Below are 16,568 nucleotides of genomic sequence, written 5' to 3'. Positions count from 1 at the left end.
TGCCTGCGGTTTAAGCGTGGAACCTCCATTTGTAATTTGCAAGAAGACAGAGAATCAGAAATGGAGAAATTTCTATGAAACATGAAATATTTGATACTGTTCTAAACGTAACAGATTCTAATGTTACATTTGAAAAGATTTATAAAAAAGAATATGTTCCAATGGAATATTTGGATGAAATAAAAAAGGCGAATCTTCTTATCATTCCAAATGAAAATTTTCGTGATGAAGGGGATGTGCTTTTTCCTGAAACAACAAGAGAATTTTTGGACTTTATCAGAGAATTTCCGAATGATGAAGTTATTGTTGATATTGCAATATCGGATGAGGATTTTAAACGCATTGAGTTACACTCTGCGGTGATTGAAGTTGCACCTATAATTGTTCAAATGGTAGTCCTTCCGATTGCAGTAAATATAATATCTTCATTTTTATACGATTTAGTTAAGAAGTATCATAGAAAATCAGAGGATACTTCTGCAAAAGTTCAAATCATTGCTGAAGAAACAGCAACTAAAAAGAGCAAGAAAATTATATATGAAGGTCCCGTTTCTGGTATAAAAGAAGCATTAGATCAAGCTGCAAAGGATTTATTTTCAAATGAGTAAAGATTTAAAAATTGTCGATGTGGAAAAGTATTTATCAATTAAAAACATTGCTTTTGATAATGTTTTAGGCGAAGAAATAGAAAAATTACGTCAAAATGCAATTTTAAATCAGGATGAAGAAAGCGCTAATTATTGTTGGTGTTTGCGGCAAATATTTAAAATTCAAAAAGGGTTTGTTTCTGCAGTATACGATCTTAAGAACCAGAAATATGAGGATGCATGGCTTACATTTGATAGTATTGATATCGCATTAGGAAGCTTGGAAGAGAACTTTGATGTAACATTAGATGATGACAAGTATCACATGGTTTTTATCGGTCGAATGATTAAGGAATATCAGAAGTTATTTCCGTATTGCCATTTTTTCAGTAGAGAGTGTGTTATTAAATCAGAAGTATGTTCAATTTGTGGACAACCGATTTCTTTACGTCATCCGTGTGGACATAAGGTTGGTAAACTTTATATGGGAGAAGTATGCCTGCGAAAAGTAGTCGATATGGAGTTTAAAGCATTTAGTATTGTTACAGACCCATTTGATAAGTATTCCTATGTGAAATTACCAGATCAAGAATATGATTATGGTATGTTGGAAACGCTTATGAAAGAAATTGAAAGTCCGTATGATGAGTTTTATATTGAAACAGTCAAAGTAATGAAGCCGGAATATAAGGATGTAGGTCGCAATGAAAAATGTCCATGTGGTTCGGGGAAAAAGTATAAAAAGTGTCATTTAGGAACCAAAGATGAGTTGATGGATCATCATAAAATATTTTTTACGAAGCAGTCTTTGAAAAATAGAAATAAGAATAGATTTGTTGGATATTTTGGGACATGGAAATAAAATATAGCGTGTATGGTTACAGCTTTTATTTCGTAATATTAGAGTGGAATCGTCCAAGGGATGTGCGGCTCACCAATCATACAACAGCACTCTACAGTGCACAAAGATGTCATACAGCGCCTTGCAAGGAAACAACGGCCTGCTTCTAATTGCATGGTTCTGAGTTCGTGCTTATTCGATTAAGTCAAAACATACCGCTTTCAAAAATGAAAATTTTTGAAAGTTTCGAAAGTGGCCTCTTTAGAACGGAAAACTGTTACAGGTTGCAAAAATCCTTTCCAGAAAAGCGTATAATCCAAATCCCATTCCCTAAAAGTGTGCATCTGCATAAAAATAGGGAATGGATATGGTGTGACGGATGGACGACCTTGGAAGTATTGTAGAGACAAATGCGCCCATTTTTACGACTGAAATTCGAGCAATCGTAAAAATTTACGACCGAATTTGTGCGTGTATTCACATATCAATTCCACCAAAATAATTATAAAAGTCTTAACTCAAAATATTTCGTTTTAACTTTTCAAAAGTTAAAATGAAATATAAAGGTTAAATAGAGTATAGATTTGCTGTTATCAGGGTCTGCTTAATAGTCGAAACGGACGAAAAAGAAAAAATGATTAAAAATAAATTGAAAAATCAATCGTGAATTTTTACGATTGATTTTTTGCGCATTTATGCATATAATATAATCAATAAAGTTGGAAAGGATGCGGTTATTATGCGTGAAACGAGAATATTAGAGTTCAAGGAAACGATTACGAACACTTTTTTAAAAACAGTCAGTGCCTTTTCAAATTACGATGGTGGAACTATTCTTTTCGGAGTAGATGATGATGGAAATGTGAAAGGTTTGCCAGATGTAAAGCAGGCATGTTTGGATATTGAAAATAAAATCAATGACAGTATTTCGCCTCAACCGAACTATACACTTGAAATACAGAATAATGAGCAGACGATAAAACTTACTGTAACCAGTGGTCTTCAGAAGCCGTATTTGTATAAATCAAAAGCATACAAACGAAATGATACAGCGACGATAGAGGTAGATACTCTGGAATTTTCAAGGCTTGTATTAGACGGGAAAAATATTAGATTTGAAGAATTGCCTTGTAAAGATCAGGATCTGTCTTTCGAAGTTTTACAGCGTAAATTGAAAGAAAGTATTCAGATTGAAACGTTTAATCAGGATACATTGAGAACATTGAACTTGTATGACAATGTAAATGGTTTTAATAATGCAGCGGGACTGTTGGCGGACAAAAATCATTTTCCTGAAATTGATATTGTTAAGTTCGGAGAAAACATCAGTATTATTCAAAAGAGAACAACTGTTGAAAATATATCCATTTTAGATGCGTATGAAAAGGCACTTACTGTATACAGGGACTATTATCAGTATGAAGTGATACATGGCGCTGACAGAAAGAAGATGGAGAAGATACCTGAAGCAGCCTTCAGAGAAGCAATTGCAAATGCTCTGATTCATAGGGTATGGGATGTAGATTCGCACATCAGAGTTTCCATGTTTGATGACAGGATAGAAGTTGTGTCTCCTGGTGGATTGCCGTCCGGAATAACAGCAGAAGAATATTTGTCGGGTAAACTTTCTGTTTTAAGAAATAGAAATCTTGCCAATGTGTTTTATAGATTAGGATTTGTCGAGATATTTGGAACAGGAATCACAAGAATAAAACAACTGTATGCGGAAGGTCTGATGAAGCCCGACTTTGAAGTCTCAGAGAATGCTATAAAAATTGTGCTTCCTTTATTTGAAAAGGATGCTAATTTAACCGAAGACGAAAAAGTGATTTATAAACTTTTAAGCAAAACTATGTTAAAACCAATAAGTGAAATTGCACCATATATACCTTTTGGAAAATCAAAGACAACAAAGTTGCTGAAGGATATGGGAGAAAAAGGTGTGATAGCAATTGAAGGTAAAGGCAGAGGCACGAAATATATAATTAAGTAATAATTTGATAAATTTTGCTCTAATTTGCCGTATTCGTATTTTCAGAGTATTCCATAAAATATTCGGCAACCTTTGCAAACGGGGCATTTCAAGGCAATTTAAGGAGGAAATATATAATGATTAAAATATTATTCATTTGCCACGGCAATATCTGCCGTTCGACTATGGCAGAGTATGTTTTTAAAGATATGATTAAAAGGGAAAATATTGACGATAAGTTTTATGTTGATTCAGCTGCCACCAGCCGCGAAGAAATTGGGAATCCGGTTCACTACGGAACAAGGAGAAAACTGGAGGAACAGGGGATTTATTGTGGAGATCACCGGGCAAGGCAGATAACCAAAGCAGACTATGAGGAATATGATTACCTTATAGGAATGGATGAAGCGAATATTCGCAATATGCACAGAATGCTTGGCGCGGATCCAGATAAGAAGATGTATAAACTTCTTGATTTTACAGCACGCAAAGGAAATATTGCAGATCCGTGGTACACAGGTAATTTTGACGAGACTTATAAAGATGTTGTGGATGGATGCGAAGGATTGCTGTGTTTTCTGCAGGAGAAATACGGAGATTTTTCATTATAAGTTTTGAAACAGAGGGATGCTTATGAATAAAGGAACTAAGAAAGTCGTGACAAATTGTGAGTGCTGCAGCAATTATGTGTACGATGAAGATTATGAGTATTATATTTGTGAAGTGAATTTGGATGAGGATGAAATGATGCGTTTTATGACAAATTCTGTGCGGGAATGTCATTATTTCCAACTGGATGATGAATATAAGATTGTGAGAAAACAAATGTAATTTTGACTATCTGTCATTCAGGGATGCAAGAGAGTGAGAGTTTATTTTTTGCAAGAAATGTGCCCGGTCAATGCGCAGGTAAGCTGCAATTTATAAATAGATTGTTTGGCGGGGATAGATAATATATAGATGGGGCTGATGCGAGATCATTAGAAATGATTTGAACCGAAAAAGGTTTTTGCATCAGCCTCATTTTAAATAGAATATATTTAAAGTATTGTGTTTAAAGTTAATGATTAGTTTGTGGTAGAGCCTTTGACAAGAAAACGATAAACAACAGTTCCATATTCCCAAGTACCTTCCGCTTCATATATTATATCGTCTGATGAGTCTGCTGCGGTAATTATGAATCCCTGGTCATTGCTTTCTACAGGAATATCCTCAGAAGAAGACAGGTCAGAACTGAGTTTCTTTACAGAAAGAGTATCCGGGCGGGAAGAGAATAATAATGTCAAATGCTTATCCTCGGTATCGTTGATGATTTCCGGCAGTACAGCATCTGGAGAAGGATCCAGAATCTGGTTGGATGTATCGTCAGCGCTATTACCTCCGGTCCAGCGATAGGAAAATGGGTCTACGGAAGTAGAAACATATCCGAGAGACTGTGTATTTTCGATAGTGAGATACGGAATCTCGGAAGGATCTGATTCTGGATAGAGTTCATCAACAAGCGCCTGATATTTTTCAGCAAGAGCAGCATCGCCATCTTTGACAACGACAGCCTTAGATACGCCAATATACTGAGGAGGAATGCTCATGGTCATTGCACCTTTTCCGTACAATTCAAGTGTAGAACCGGCTTCCAGATCAGAGCGTGAAATTTTGTTGCCTTCCTGATCATACAGTTTATCTTCTGGGAGTTCAGCCAGAAACAGTGTGTTTTGGTCAGGATCAGCAAAAATGTAATTGGAATTATTTTCTCCATAAGTGAGGTAGATACCGGTTACTTTTTCAGTATCATTAGAATCTTTGGTATCTTCTTTTTTGTCAGTGTTGGTAGTGGAGCATCCAACTGTTAGGATAAGCAATGTTGCTGCGAGTATAGCACTCCATAAATGTTTTTTGTTCATATACAAGAACCTCCTATATTTTTTGAATTTTAGTATATATATATTATGAGTATTATTTTATCCGATTTGTTGCATTTCATTTTAAATTTTTTTATAGAAATTTTTATGGATTTTCAAAATGGGCAAAATTTTTACCAATATGATGTAAAATGCCAGAAAAATTTTGGGATTTCTTATTTTTATCGTAGAAATCTTTAGACAAATCGATTATAATAACAAATATGAAAGTAACTCCGGAAGAAATACCGGAGTATTATTGTTTTAAGATTCATAAAACATTGAAGGAGAGACGAAAAGATGGCTTTATTGCATGTGAATTGTTTTTCAGATGTTCTTGGCAAATGTGTGAATCTGGACGTAATCTTACCACAGCGGACGAAAGAGCAGATTGGGCTTTCAGGGGCAAAGAACGGAGGAAAATATCCGACGTTATATTTGCTTCACGGGATGTCGGATGATCATACTTGTTGGAATCGGCGAACATCAATCGAGCGCTATGTCAGCAGCCTTGGAATTGCAGTAGTAATGCCAAATGCGGATTTGAGTTGGTATACGGATACGGCTTATGAGCAGAAATACTGGAAGTATATGGCGGAAGAGCTTCCGGCTCTTTGCAGGGAGTTTTTCCCGAATATGTCGGATAAGCGAGAAGAGACGTTTGTTGCAGGAAATTCGATGGGAGGCTATGGGGCATTCAAGCTTGCACTTACTAAGCCGGAGACATTTGGATATGTGGCAGGTCTTTCGGCTGCATTAGATGTTCAAGATGTGTTGGAGAGAAATATTAATGCTTCTATTGATGAAAGCTTTTGGACAGGCATTTTTGGACCGCTTTCGCAAGTGAAAGGTTCTGAAAATGATTTGCTGAAGCTGGCAGAGGAGCTTAAGAAATCCGGCAGACCACTCCCGAAGTTATACGAGTGCTGTGGCACAGAAGATTTTTTGTATGCGTCTCAGAAGAAGGCGGCAGAGCAGTTCAAGAAAATGGGATTTGATATAACTTATCGTGAATCAGCCGGAACCCATTGCTGGGATTTCTGGGATGTGGAAATCCAAAAGATTTTACGGTGGCTTCCGCTGTCGTAGAAGAAAAGATGCATTAATGTATTGCAGTCTGTTAAGTGAGCAGATAGTAAAAAGCAACTGGATAAAAAATAATAAACAGGAAGGAATTAAAAAAATGAAACAGGACATGATTGTTATCCTTGATTTGGGAAGTACAGAAAATACAGTATTGGCACGCCAGATTCGTGCGCTTGGTGTGTACAGTGAGATTTATCCTCATGATATTACAGCAGAAGAATTGAAAAAACTGCCGAATGTGAAAGGAATTATTATTTATGGCGGTCCAAACCATATCGTTGATGGGGAGGAAATTGATGTTAATGCTGAGCTTTATGAAGCTGGATATCCGGTTATGGCAGTAGCTCATGAGAAAGCGCTCTGTGAGACAAAGTTAGAGGCATTCCCAACCTGTGAAGAAGAGACGATGGAACTTTTGAAGAAGTTTGTATTTGATACATGCCATGCGGAAGCAAACTGGAATATGAAGAATTTTATTGCAGACCAGATTGAACTGGTTCGCCGGCAAGTAGGAGATAAGAAAGTTCTTTTAGCATTATCCGGCGGTGTGGATAGTTCTGTTGTGGCAGCTCTTTTGATTAAGGCAATTGGCAAGCAGCTGACTTGCGTACATGTAAATCATGGTCTGATGAGAAAGGGAGAATCCGAGAGTGTTGTGGAACAGTTCCGCGATAAAATGGATGCAAATTTAGTTTATGTCGATGCAACAGAGCGCTTTTTAGGAAAACTGGAAAATGTTGCAGATCCGGAAGAAAAACGTAAGATCATCGGAGCAGAATTTATCCGTGTATTTGAAGAAGAAGCCCGTAAGTTAGAAGGCATTGATTTCCTTGGACAGGGAACAATTTATCCGGATATTGTAGAGAGCGGAACAAAGACAGCGAAGATGGTAAAATCCCACCACAATGTAGGCGGTCTTCCGGAAGACCTGCAGTTTGCACTGGTAGAGCCTTTGAAACAGTTATTCAAAGATGAAGTGCGTGCATGTGGAATTGAGCTTGGACTTCCTGCTGATATGGTATATAGACAGCCGTTCCCGGGACCGGGGCTTGGCGTTAGATGTCTCGGAGCGATTACAAGGGAGAGACTCGAAGCAGTGCGGGAATCAGATGCGATTCTTCGTGAAGAATTTGCAAAAGCAGGTTTGGATAAAACTGTATGGCAGTATTTTACAGTTGTTCCGGATTTTAAATCAGTTGGTGTGCGTGACAATGCAAGAAGCTTTGAGTATCCGGTTATTATCCGTGCAGTAAATACAGTGGATGCTATGACAGCAACAATCGAGAAAATTGACTGGGATATTTTATTGAAGATTACAGACCGAATTATGAAAGAAGTTAAGAATGTAAATCGCGTCTGCTATGATATGAGTCCGAAACCGAATGCGACAATCGAGTGGGAATAAAAAATGGAGCTCGGAAATCTAGCGTTTATGCGGGTTCCCGGGCTCTTGCTATGTGGTTTGAGTACAAAATTACAAAAGATAACCGATTCTAACTGTGGAGGAAAGGGTATGGATAACTATAACAATGAATTTTGGAATGCCTTAGATGAACTGGTAAATAATTCGGAAATTGTAATAGATAGCCCCAAGGGGACTGCTCATCCTAAATATTCAGATTTTATATATCATGTCGATTATGGATATTTGAAAGATACTGAGTCTATGGATGGAGCAGGGATAGATGTATGGTTAGGAACTGGCGAAAAGAAGATAGATGCAATCATATGTATTGTTGATTTGATGAAAAAGGATTCAGAAATAAAAATATTGATAGGATGTACTGAAGAGGAGAAGGCTATTATATATAAAACACATAATGAAACAAAATATATGAAAGGTATTTTAATATGTCGGTAAATAATTTGTGTCAGCATTGATGATACAAATTAGAAATGATAATGATACTGCTATTTGAACTAAGGAAGAATAGATTTATAGAGTATATTAATAAAAGCAATGTGTTTTAAATTTATTTATTAGGAGAAGACATATGAAAAAATTAAAGTTATGTTTAAAAGATAATATCAAAGGATATTTTGAAGCGCCGATACAAAACAATACATTATATTTAAATAAATCATTCACGGTAGATGAAATTTGGATAGATAATAATAAAACACCTTGTGAAATAACCCACGCGGATAAATGGCAGATCATCAAATTACCAACTAATGCACAAAGGATTCAGATGACGTATTATGGATCTTTAGATGGTAAAAGTGGATTATATCCATATATTATCGAAAATACTCAAGATGAATTTTATATATTAAGGCATGAAACGCTTTATTATCCTTCGTTTTATGAAATTGATAGTGAAGAGTTTTTGGATCATTATTTATATCCTCAAGCATGTGATGAATTTGTTATAAATGCAGAAATTGATGATACACGTTCAATCATAAGTAATTTATCTGAAATTGATAACAATTTGTTTCAAGGATACAATCCAGTGCTTGTTATTGGTAATTATCAATGTGAAGAGGAATACTTTGGCAAGATATATTATTTAATTATGAATAAAGATATTAAATCTAAGAGTGGACTAATACATAAAGTTAATGATATTTTAAATAAATACAAATTAGTTTATTTCTCAGATTTAAAGATGGTAATAATACCATCAGGTTATGGTAGTTTTGTGATGCCAGATCATAAAACATTGTTTATTACGGAAGATAGTTTTGATGACCCACAATACTTGATTCATGAATTGATTCATTTGCATTGGAATCCAAAATGTAAACTTGATGTACAAAAATCGCGCTTTTTTGATGAGGCAATAACTCAATATCTTACTTTAAGAGTACTGGATGAATTGAAAATTAAAGATTCAAAAAATATAGAAAATTTATTTATAACAGATTTTAAAACAACTATACAACAGTATAATATCGAACTTCAACCTATTTGCAATTATGCGGAAAGTAATAATGGATTTCTTTCGTATTCTTATGGTCCTTTGGCTATATTACAAATTGAAAAAAAGATAGGAAAAGAGAAAATAGACAAGGCATTCGAAAAGATGCTTAATGATGAGAAGCCATATGATTTTATACGTTTTAAAGAACTATTTGATGATATTGAAGATGTATGGAAAAATTGTTTTGTAACTTGTAATTATCAAAATAGGTTGATAATAGAGACTTAGATGATAAAACTTATTGCTGATAAGGGGAGTATTAATTCAAGCAAGGTTAATGGCTTCTTGAAAACTCTATTGTATTATAAACCTTGAGGAGATTTTGCTTGTTATGTGGGCTTTATATATGCAATAAATAGTCGGTAAAAAAGTGTACCGAAGAAAAGAACGGACGGGACTTTAGCTATTATCTGCAGTCACAGAGCGAATACTATCTAAATAACAATATTTAAAGTTCCTGCAATGCGTGGGAACAATCCAAAAAAAATCCCGCAATTTGTGGATAATGAAATGGAGAGGGATGCCCGGAGGGTAAATAATCATAAGGGAGTGTCAAAGATATGCCGATAATTCTTGATCATCAATTAAGAGAATATATACCGCACAATGCTATAGAATTTCCGATTACCTATTTTCATGATGAACTTGCTGATTTGCCTGACTGGGCAGGACCTTTACATTGGCATCCTGATTTTGAGATTGCAACAGCAGAATACGGAATTTTAGATTATCAAGTTGGGAAACAGCACATCACATTGGAAGCGGGCGATAGTATATTTGTCAACGGAAATATGCTGCATGGGATAAGACAGTTAGCCGGTACTGTAGCAGATCCGATGCCAAATATCGTATTTTCAGGAACACTTCTGGCTACGGAAGCAAGTACTATTTATCAAAAATACATACGTCCGATTATTCAATGCGATTCGTTGTCGTTTGTTGTATTTCGGCATCACGACCGTTCCCACAGCGAGATCAACTGTTTAATCAAAGACACTTACAGGAAAATGAATGAGAAAGCCCCATGCTATGAATTAGCTGTACAGCGTAATATTAGCGGTATATTTGAATTTATATCCAGTAATTTCACAGAACTTTCGAAGGCGAAGGCAACACGGATACAGATTAATAATCAAATTCGTCTTCAAAAGATGCTGACGTATATCTATGAAAATTATGCTGAACCGGTAACGCTTGAGGACATTGCCAAAGCTGCAGATATTAGCCGCAGCGAAGCCGGGCGATGTTTTCAGACATATATGGGGTGTTCTCCGGTGGCTATGCTGATTCAATATAGGCTTCAAATAGCTCGTCAGTTATTGCGTGAACAAACACAAACACTTCAACAGATCAGCTATGCCTGCGGTTTTAACTCGGTAAATTATTTTAGCCGTCAATTCAAAAAAAGATATGGATATGCTCCAAGTCAAAAGAGTGATATGGGTAAATAGTGCTTAATATTGGTGCTTTTGTGACTTTTTTAACAAGTGTTATGATGTTATGATTAGAATTAAGAAATTATTGCTTAAAAATGAAGGGAATCATCATGACAAAAGAAAAGAATTACAAAAAAACACTTATAGCCTGTTATCTTGGTTTTGTGACACAAGCTATATCTGCCAACTTTGCTCCACTATTATTTTTAACATTCAAAAACACTTACGGAATCACTCTTGAAAAGATTGCAATGATTCCTTTGGTATTCTATTTGACGCAATTGCTCGTTGATCTTGCGGCTACCAAATTTGCCGACAAAGTAGGCTACCGTATGTGCGTCGTTGCATCTCAGGTATTGTCATCGGTAGGTCTTGTGTTTATGGCAATTTTGCCGGAAGTGCTTCCTTTACCGTTTATGGGAATTTTGATTTCAGTAGTACTTTATGCTATAGGAAGCGGTCTTATTGAGGTTTTGGTAAGTCCTATCGTTGAAGCTTGTCCTTTTGAGAATAAAGATGGAATGATGAGTCTATTACATTCCTTCTATTGCTGGGGAGCGATGGGAGTTATTTTGGGTTCTACGCTCTTCTTTGTTGTATTTGGCGTAGAAAACTGGAAGATACTTACTTTTATCTGGGCATTGGTGCCGCTCTATAACACATTTAACTTTATTCGCTGCCCGATCGAACGATTGATTGAAGACGGCAAGAGTATGGGCATTCGCAAACTGCTGAAAACACCGGTTTTCTGGTTGATGATAATACTTATGGTTTGTTCGGGGGCATCAGAAGCAACTATGGCGCAATGGGCGTCTGCATTTACCGAATCTGCTATCGGTGTATCTAAAACAGTCGGCGATTTAGCAGGACCGTGTTTGTTTGCAATGTTTATGGGGATATCCCGTATGCTGTACGGAAAGTTCAGTGAAAAACTTGATCTGATCAAGGTGATGCTGGGTTGTGGAATTATGTGTGCCGGATGTTATTTGGTCGCATCCCTTTCCACGCTGCCGATTCTCGGACTTGCCGGCTGTGCTTTTTGTGGCTTGGCAGTTGGTATTATGTGGCCGGGATCTATCAGCATATCCTCGCAGAAGTGTCCAAGAGGCGGTACTGCAATGTTCGCATTTCTGGCGTTAGCAGGAGATTTGGGCGCTATGGTAAGTCCTGCTATGGTAGGAAGTCTTTCTGAAATGGCAGGCGGTAATCTGAAAACAGGATTGCTTACAGCTACAATTTTCCCGGTTTTCCTGGTGTTTGGATTGCTGATTTTAAAGAAAAAAGTCGGGAAAGCAAGAAGCAGACAACAATAGATGAATTTGGAGGTGTCAAGTTATGATATTACATACAGAAAGGCTGATATTACGTCCCTGGGACGTGTCTGATGCACAAAGCTTATATGAATACGCAAAAGATCCTGAGGTAGGACCGATTGCCGGATGGCCTCCCCATAAAAATATAGAAGAAAGCCTGAGGGTTATTCAAAATGTTCTTAATAGTGCAGAATGTTATGCAATTTGTGAAAAATCTAATAACATCGCGATAGGATCTATCGAACTGAAATTAAACGGACATACTGATATGACAGATCGAGATGATGAATGTGAGCTGGGATATTGGCTTGGAAAACCGTTTTGGGGAAGAGGATATATGCCTGAAGCGGCAAAGGAACTGATACGATACGGTTTTGAAACTCTTAATATGTCTGCAATCTGGTGTGGATATTATGATGGCAATTATAAATCAAAGCGGGTGCAGGAGAAACTGGGATTTGTTTACCATCATACGTGTAATGATGTGCCGGTTCCTTTGATGAATGAGACAAGGATTGGCCATACAAATTTGATGACAAAAGAACAGTGGATAGCAAAATGGCAGGGAATCGTTTAGGATTTCCTGCCGTTTTTCAGTTTAAATCCCTTTTTTAAACAACACAAAGGAATATAGCATTGGTATGATGGCTGCTATGAGGATGAATGGCAATGTAAGAAAAGCGGCACTTGGAATAAATGCAGCGATTGCCATAACAATTCCAGCCAGAATGAACAGGTATCCGGACAGATGGTGGGTGCGATTCCAGTTTTCTTCGCTGTTGAGTGTCCAGGGAAGTTTAATTCCCACGGTGTAATTTTGTTTGCATTTTGGAAGGTAGTTGCCAAGCGCGATCAGCAGCACACCGACCATTGCAGGTGTGATCCGGCTAATGGAAACTTTGTAGCCAAGTGCAAAAGCAAGCGTCAGAGTAGATGCAACAAGTGAAACAACCGGAATACACCATTTGGAAACCATTAAAATACGGTTGTTGACATTTTTGCGTTTTGGATCATTATCCAAAAGAATATTAACGAAAATATTCAGTCCAGCCATGATTGCCGGTAATCCGAAGCAGGCAAAAGCTTTGGATGAGTAGCCGTTAGGTGTTCCATCTGCACCCCAGTGAGTAGCGATCTGCGCCGGAAGGTCCTGATAGACGAATGCGGCAATGAGCATTGGCAGCAGACATACAAGTGTTGTAATAATCAGTAAGGTTTTCTTTGTTTTCATTATGAGTCCTCCTTAAATTGTGAAAACCATAGCATAATCTCTTCGAATACAGAGACGTTGATTTCATAATAGACATAATTTTTATATTTGGTTTCAGTTACTAATCCGGCTTTTTTTAATTGTGATAAATGATAGGAGATTGTTGCGTGTGTCATATCAAATTGTTCGGCAATCTCTCCGGCCGGAAGTTTTTTTCCGTCTTTTAGCATGAGAAGGATCTCACGCCGGACAGGATCGGAAAGTGCTTTAAAAGTATCGGCAAATGACAAGTTCTCACCTCGTTTCGAACATAAATAAAACTATTTAGAAATATTTCTAAATATAATATATATCAGTAAAACGGAAAATGCAATAGCTATTTAGAAAATTTTCTAAATAATAGACAATTTCCGCAGGTATGATATACTGAAAAGAGAAAATTTTGTTCAGAATTAAGGAGGTGTCTGTATGCAGTATGAAGGTCAAATATGCAGACCGCCAATGGAACGTTCTTCCTATATGCTTCCGGTTGCGGTGGGCTGTTCTTATAATTTGTGTACATTTTGTACCCTGTTTAAACATTTGAAATATCGGGAACTTCCGATGGAGCAGATAGAAAAGGAAATCCTGCGGGTAAAGGAAGCAGGAGGTAATCCGAAACAGATTTTTCTCGGAGACGGCAATGCATTTGGTATGTCGATGGAACGTCTGCTGCGGATTCTGGAACTGATTCATATACATTTTCCGGCATGTATGGAGATCAATATGGACGCAACGGTAACGAACCTTCGTGAAAAGAGCGATGCAGATCTGAATCGCCTGTTTGAAGAAGGGGTTCGCAATCTTTATCTCGGAATAGAAAGCGGTTGTGATGATGTGCTTCGATTTATGAAGAAGGATCATACGCTTGCGGAAGCTTACCGGGAGATTGAAAGGGCTAAGACAGCAGGGCTGATCTATAACGCACATATGATGACCGGAATTGCCGGGGCAGGACGGGGACTGGAGAATGCGGAGAAGACAGCAGAGTTTTTTAATAGAACAAAACCGGGAAAAGTAATTAATTTTTCAATGTTTTTACACGACAAAGCGCCTCTTTATAAGGAGATTCAGGCGGGAAGATTTGTTCCGGCAGATGAGGTGGAGAATCTAAAAGAGGAGCGAAGACTTCTGGAACGATTAGAGGCAGACGGTCTTAGTTATGACGGATTCCATGATTTTGTGGAAGTGCGTGTCAGAGGTATTTTGCCGCAAGATAAGGAAAAAATGTTGGCGAAGGTAGACGAGGCAATCGCTGTCTGGAGTGAGAAAGAGCCTGTTTATGCATGGGCATAAAAGAGTTTAAAACAAGAAATTTGGAAGGATAAAGCATCATGGGACTTAGCAAACGATGGAAACTTAACATTGGAGAAATGAAACCGGGAAGGAGAAACTTAATCACGGATGTAGAAGGCGTGAGAGTTGGCCATGTAACGATTGATAATGGAAATACACACACTGGTGTAACGGCAGTTCTGCCCCATCCGGGGAATCTGTTTCAGGATAAAGTAATGGCAGCCAGTCAGGTGCTGAATGGATTTGGAAAAACAATCGGGCTTGTGGAAGTGGATGAAATGGGCTTTCTTGAGACGCCGATTTTGTTGACAAATACTTTTGGCGTGGGCGCTGCAGCCAATGGTCTGATTGACTATATGTTGGATGAGAATACAGAAATCGGACGCACAACAGGGACTGTGAATCCGGTCGTATGCGAGTGCAATGATGGAAGGATTAATGATATCCGCAAAAGAGCAGTAACAGAAGCGCATGCCAGGGAAGCAATTGCGCGGGCAGCAGAGGAATTTGCAGAAGGTGATGTCGGCGCCGGACGCGGGATGGTATGTCATCAGCTAAAAGGAGGAATTGGATCTGCCTCCCGCATATTTGAGATTGGAGAACAGGAATATACTCTCGGCGCGCTTGTTTTAAGTAATCATGGTCTGTATCGGGATCTTCTTGTAGCGGGACGAAGAATCAGTGAAGAGATATCAAAGGAAGGTCTGACAGAAGTTTCGCAAGAAGAGCAGCAGGAAAGCTTTGAGGAGCGGGATAAAGGATCGATCATTATGATTCTTGCCACAGATGCTCCGCTGAATGAGCGTCAATTGAAGCGGATCTGCCGCCGTTGTGCGATTGGACTTGGGAGAGAAGGTTCTTATATGATGAATGGAAGCGGTGACATTGCGCTTGCATTCACGACTGCGAACAGAATTCCCCATACATGCAGTGAGGGCATCCTGCCTGTGCAGATGCTTCACGATGATCAGATGGATATCCTGTTCCGGGCATCCGCCGAAGTGATTGAAGAGTCTGTTTTAAGCTCCATGTTCCATGCGAAGGAATGTATGGAGCGAAGTGGTAAGACGGTACGCTCGCTGGCAGATCTGTGGGAGTTGCTTGTGTAGAATTCTCTATGCAGAATAATAAATTTATATAGAAAGAGGAAGAAAAATATGACAGTACAGGAAAGAAAAGAATTTATTAAGAAAATGCAGGAGAAGCAGCATTTATATGTGCCGTTTTGTCAGGCGACACATTTGCCGTTTGTAATCTGTGATCCGGAAAGTTTTAATGATCAGGTACATATGTTTACAGAGACAGGAACTCTTGCAGAGTTTACAAAGCCGTATGAAGAGGAAAAATACAGTTTTAATATGGCTGAAATTGCAGTGCCGCATCGGCTGCAGTTTCTTATCAGTTTGCTGACGATCGGGGTGAATTCGATTGTCCTGCACGAAGGAGAAGTGTGCAGTGAAGCTGAGATCAGAGAAATCGTAAATGTGGTGGACTACTCCAAAGTTCCGGAAGAAAAGCGTCCGCTGTTAAATCCGCAGCTGCACTTATCTACAGTATATTTTGTTCAGGAATTGCGAAGACCGATTCAGGACAGAAATTTGGAAAAACTGGCAGAGCTTGAGGAGGAAATGTGCGTGAATCTTGTGCGTTCCTCTTACCTCTTCCCGATTGATGTGGTAGAAGAGGAGGGAGATCCTGAGAAGAAGACAATTCGTTTCCCATATTTGAAAGATGGAAGCGACCAGATGCTGCAGCCGATTTTCACAGACGGACCGGAGCTTCAACGATTTCTGAAAGGGAAAAAACTCCAGATCCGCAAGGTGAAATTTGAAGATTTGGATAAATATCTTTCAAAAGACAGCATAGGTTATACATTGAATCCATTTGGAGTAAATCTCGTGCTGAAGCGGGAACAGATTCCGGAATTACTCGAAAGATTTCAAAAAGTTGAGGAATAATACAT

Annotated in this window: 18 protein-coding genes; 15 read left to right on the top strand and 3 right to left on the bottom strand. The window is 38.1% G+C overall.

The annotated features are described in order from the left end of the window. Positions 1-74 precede the first annotated feature (74 nt). From KFE17_08405 to KFE17_08385, 5 genes are all read left to right on the top strand, one after another. Positions 75-608 carry a hypothetical protein gene (locus tag KFE17_08405; GenBank protein QUO30936.1) on the top strand — a complete coding sequence of 178 codons (534 nt, stop codon included), beginning with the start codon at positions 75-77 and terminating at the stop codon, positions 606-608. Beyond that, complete coding sequence (locus KFE17_08400; protein ID QUO30935.1) at positions 601-1,449, top strand: SEC-C domain-containing protein; 849 nt, start codon at positions 601-603, stop codon at positions 1,447-1,449. The genes KFE17_08405 and KFE17_08400 overlap by 8 nt, the downstream gene beginning before the upstream one ends. A 718-nt stretch (positions 1,450-2,167) precedes the next feature. After that, complete coding sequence (locus KFE17_08395) at positions 2,168-3,421, top strand: putative DNA binding domain-containing protein (GenBank protein QUO30934.1); 1,254 nt, start codon at positions 2,168-2,170, stop codon at positions 3,419-3,421. 116 nt (positions 3,422-3,537) lie between these two features. Beyond that, positions 3,538-4,011 (top strand): low molecular weight phosphotyrosine protein phosphatase, encoded by a 474-nt coding sequence (locus KFE17_08390; GenBank protein QUO30933.1) that lies wholly within the window; start codon positions 3,538-3,540, stop codon positions 4,009-4,011. 22 nt (positions 4,012-4,033) lie between these two features. Beyond that, positions 4,034-4,231: a hypothetical protein gene (locus tag KFE17_08385; protein ID QUO30932.1), complete on the top strand. Its 198-nt coding sequence runs from the start codon at positions 4,034-4,036 to the stop codon at positions 4,229-4,231. Between the two features lie 236 nt (positions 4,232-4,467). On the opposite strand, the gene KFE17_08380 is transcribed toward KFE17_08385, so the two are convergent. Further along, positions 4,468-5,301, bottom strand: a complete 834-nt coding sequence (locus tag KFE17_08380; protein QUO30931.1) for a hypothetical protein — start codon at positions 5,299-5,301, stop codon at positions 4,468-4,470. Between the two features lie 297 nt (positions 5,302-5,598). Here KFE17_08380 and KFE17_08375 point away from each other — a divergent pair, with 297 nt between their 5' ends. The 7 genes from KFE17_08375 to KFE17_08345 all read left to right on the top strand — a co-directional run bounded on the left by KFE17_08375 (position 5,599) and on the right by KFE17_08345 (position 12,637). Then, the gene (locus tag KFE17_08375; GenBank protein QUO30930.1) at positions 5,599-6,387 is read left to right on the top strand and encodes an esterase family protein; all 789 of its coding nucleotides are present in this window, start codon (positions 5,599-5,601) and stop codon (positions 6,385-6,387) included. Between the two features lie 94 nt (positions 6,388-6,481). Beyond that, on the top strand, positions 6,482-7,789 hold the full coding sequence (gene guaA, locus KFE17_08370; protein ID QUO30929.1) for a glutamine-hydrolyzing GMP synthase: 1,308 nt from the start codon (positions 6,482-6,484) through the stop codon (positions 7,787-7,789). Between the two features lie 108 nt (positions 7,790-7,897). Further along, positions 7,898-8,245: an inorganic pyrophosphatase gene (locus KFE17_08365; GenBank protein ID QUO30928.1), complete on the top strand. Its 348-nt coding sequence runs from the start codon at positions 7,898-7,900 to the stop codon at positions 8,243-8,245. A 133-nt stretch (positions 8,246-8,378) separates the two neighbouring features. Beyond that, the gene (locus KFE17_08360) at positions 8,379-9,539 is read left to right on the top strand and encodes a hypothetical protein (GenBank protein ID QUO30927.1); all 1,161 of its coding nucleotides are present in this window, start codon (positions 8,379-8,381) and stop codon (positions 9,537-9,539) included. 332 nt (positions 9,540-9,871) lie between these two features. Then, the gene (locus KFE17_08355) at positions 9,872-10,762 is read left to right on the top strand and encodes an AraC family transcriptional regulator (protein QUO30926.1); all 891 of its coding nucleotides are present in this window, start codon (positions 9,872-9,874) and stop codon (positions 10,760-10,762) included. Positions 10,763-10,857: 95 nt separating this feature from the next. Then, on the top strand, positions 10,858-12,060 hold the full coding sequence (locus tag KFE17_08350) for an MFS transporter (GenBank protein QUO30925.1): 1,203 nt from the start codon (positions 10,858-10,860) through the stop codon (positions 12,058-12,060). 22 nt (positions 12,061-12,082) lie between these two features. Next, the gene (locus tag KFE17_08345) at positions 12,083-12,637 is read left to right on the top strand and encodes a GNAT family N-acetyltransferase (GenBank protein ID QUO30924.1); all 555 of its coding nucleotides are present in this window, start codon (positions 12,083-12,085) and stop codon (positions 12,635-12,637) included. Between the two features lie 21 nt (positions 12,638-12,658). Here KFE17_08345 and KFE17_08340 read toward each other — a convergent pair whose 3' ends face one another. Continuing rightward, positions 12,659-13,291, bottom strand: a complete 633-nt coding sequence (locus tag KFE17_08340) for an SdpI family protein (GenBank protein QUO30923.1) — start codon at positions 13,289-13,291, stop codon at positions 12,659-12,661. Further along, a complete protein-coding gene (locus KFE17_08335) occupies positions 13,291-13,560 on the bottom strand; it encodes a winged helix-turn-helix transcriptional regulator (GenBank protein QUO30922.1) in 270 nt (89 codons plus the stop codon). The genes KFE17_08340 and KFE17_08335 overlap by 1 nt, the downstream gene beginning before the upstream one ends. Before the next feature lie 178 nt (positions 13,561-13,738). Between KFE17_08335 and KFE17_08330 the strand changes: the two genes are divergently transcribed. The 3 genes from KFE17_08330 to KFE17_08320 are packed head-to-tail and all read left to right on the top strand — an operon-like array spanning position 13,739 to position 16,563. Beyond that, positions 13,739-14,605 (top strand): radical SAM protein, encoded by an 867-nt coding sequence (locus tag KFE17_08330; GenBank protein ID QUO30921.1) that lies wholly within the window; start codon positions 13,739-13,741, stop codon positions 14,603-14,605. A 38-nt stretch (positions 14,606-14,643) separates the two neighbouring features. Further along, positions 14,644-15,714: a P1 family peptidase gene (locus tag KFE17_08325; protein ID QUO30920.1), complete on the top strand. Its 1,071-nt coding sequence runs from the start codon at positions 14,644-14,646 to the stop codon at positions 15,712-15,714. 48 nt (positions 15,715-15,762) lie between these two features. Further along, entirely contained in the window at positions 15,763-16,563 is an 801-nt protein-coding gene (locus KFE17_08320) for an SseB family protein (protein ID QUO30919.1), read from the top strand. Positions 16,564-16,568 lie beyond the last annotated feature (5 nt).

Origin of the sequence: Faecalicatena sp. Marseille-Q4148 (assembly GCA_018228665.1) — a bacterium.
Taxonomy (GTDB): Bacteria; Bacillota; Clostridia; order Lachnospirales; family Lachnospiraceae; genus UBA9414.
This window is presented reverse-complemented; position numbering and strand designations above follow the sequence as displayed.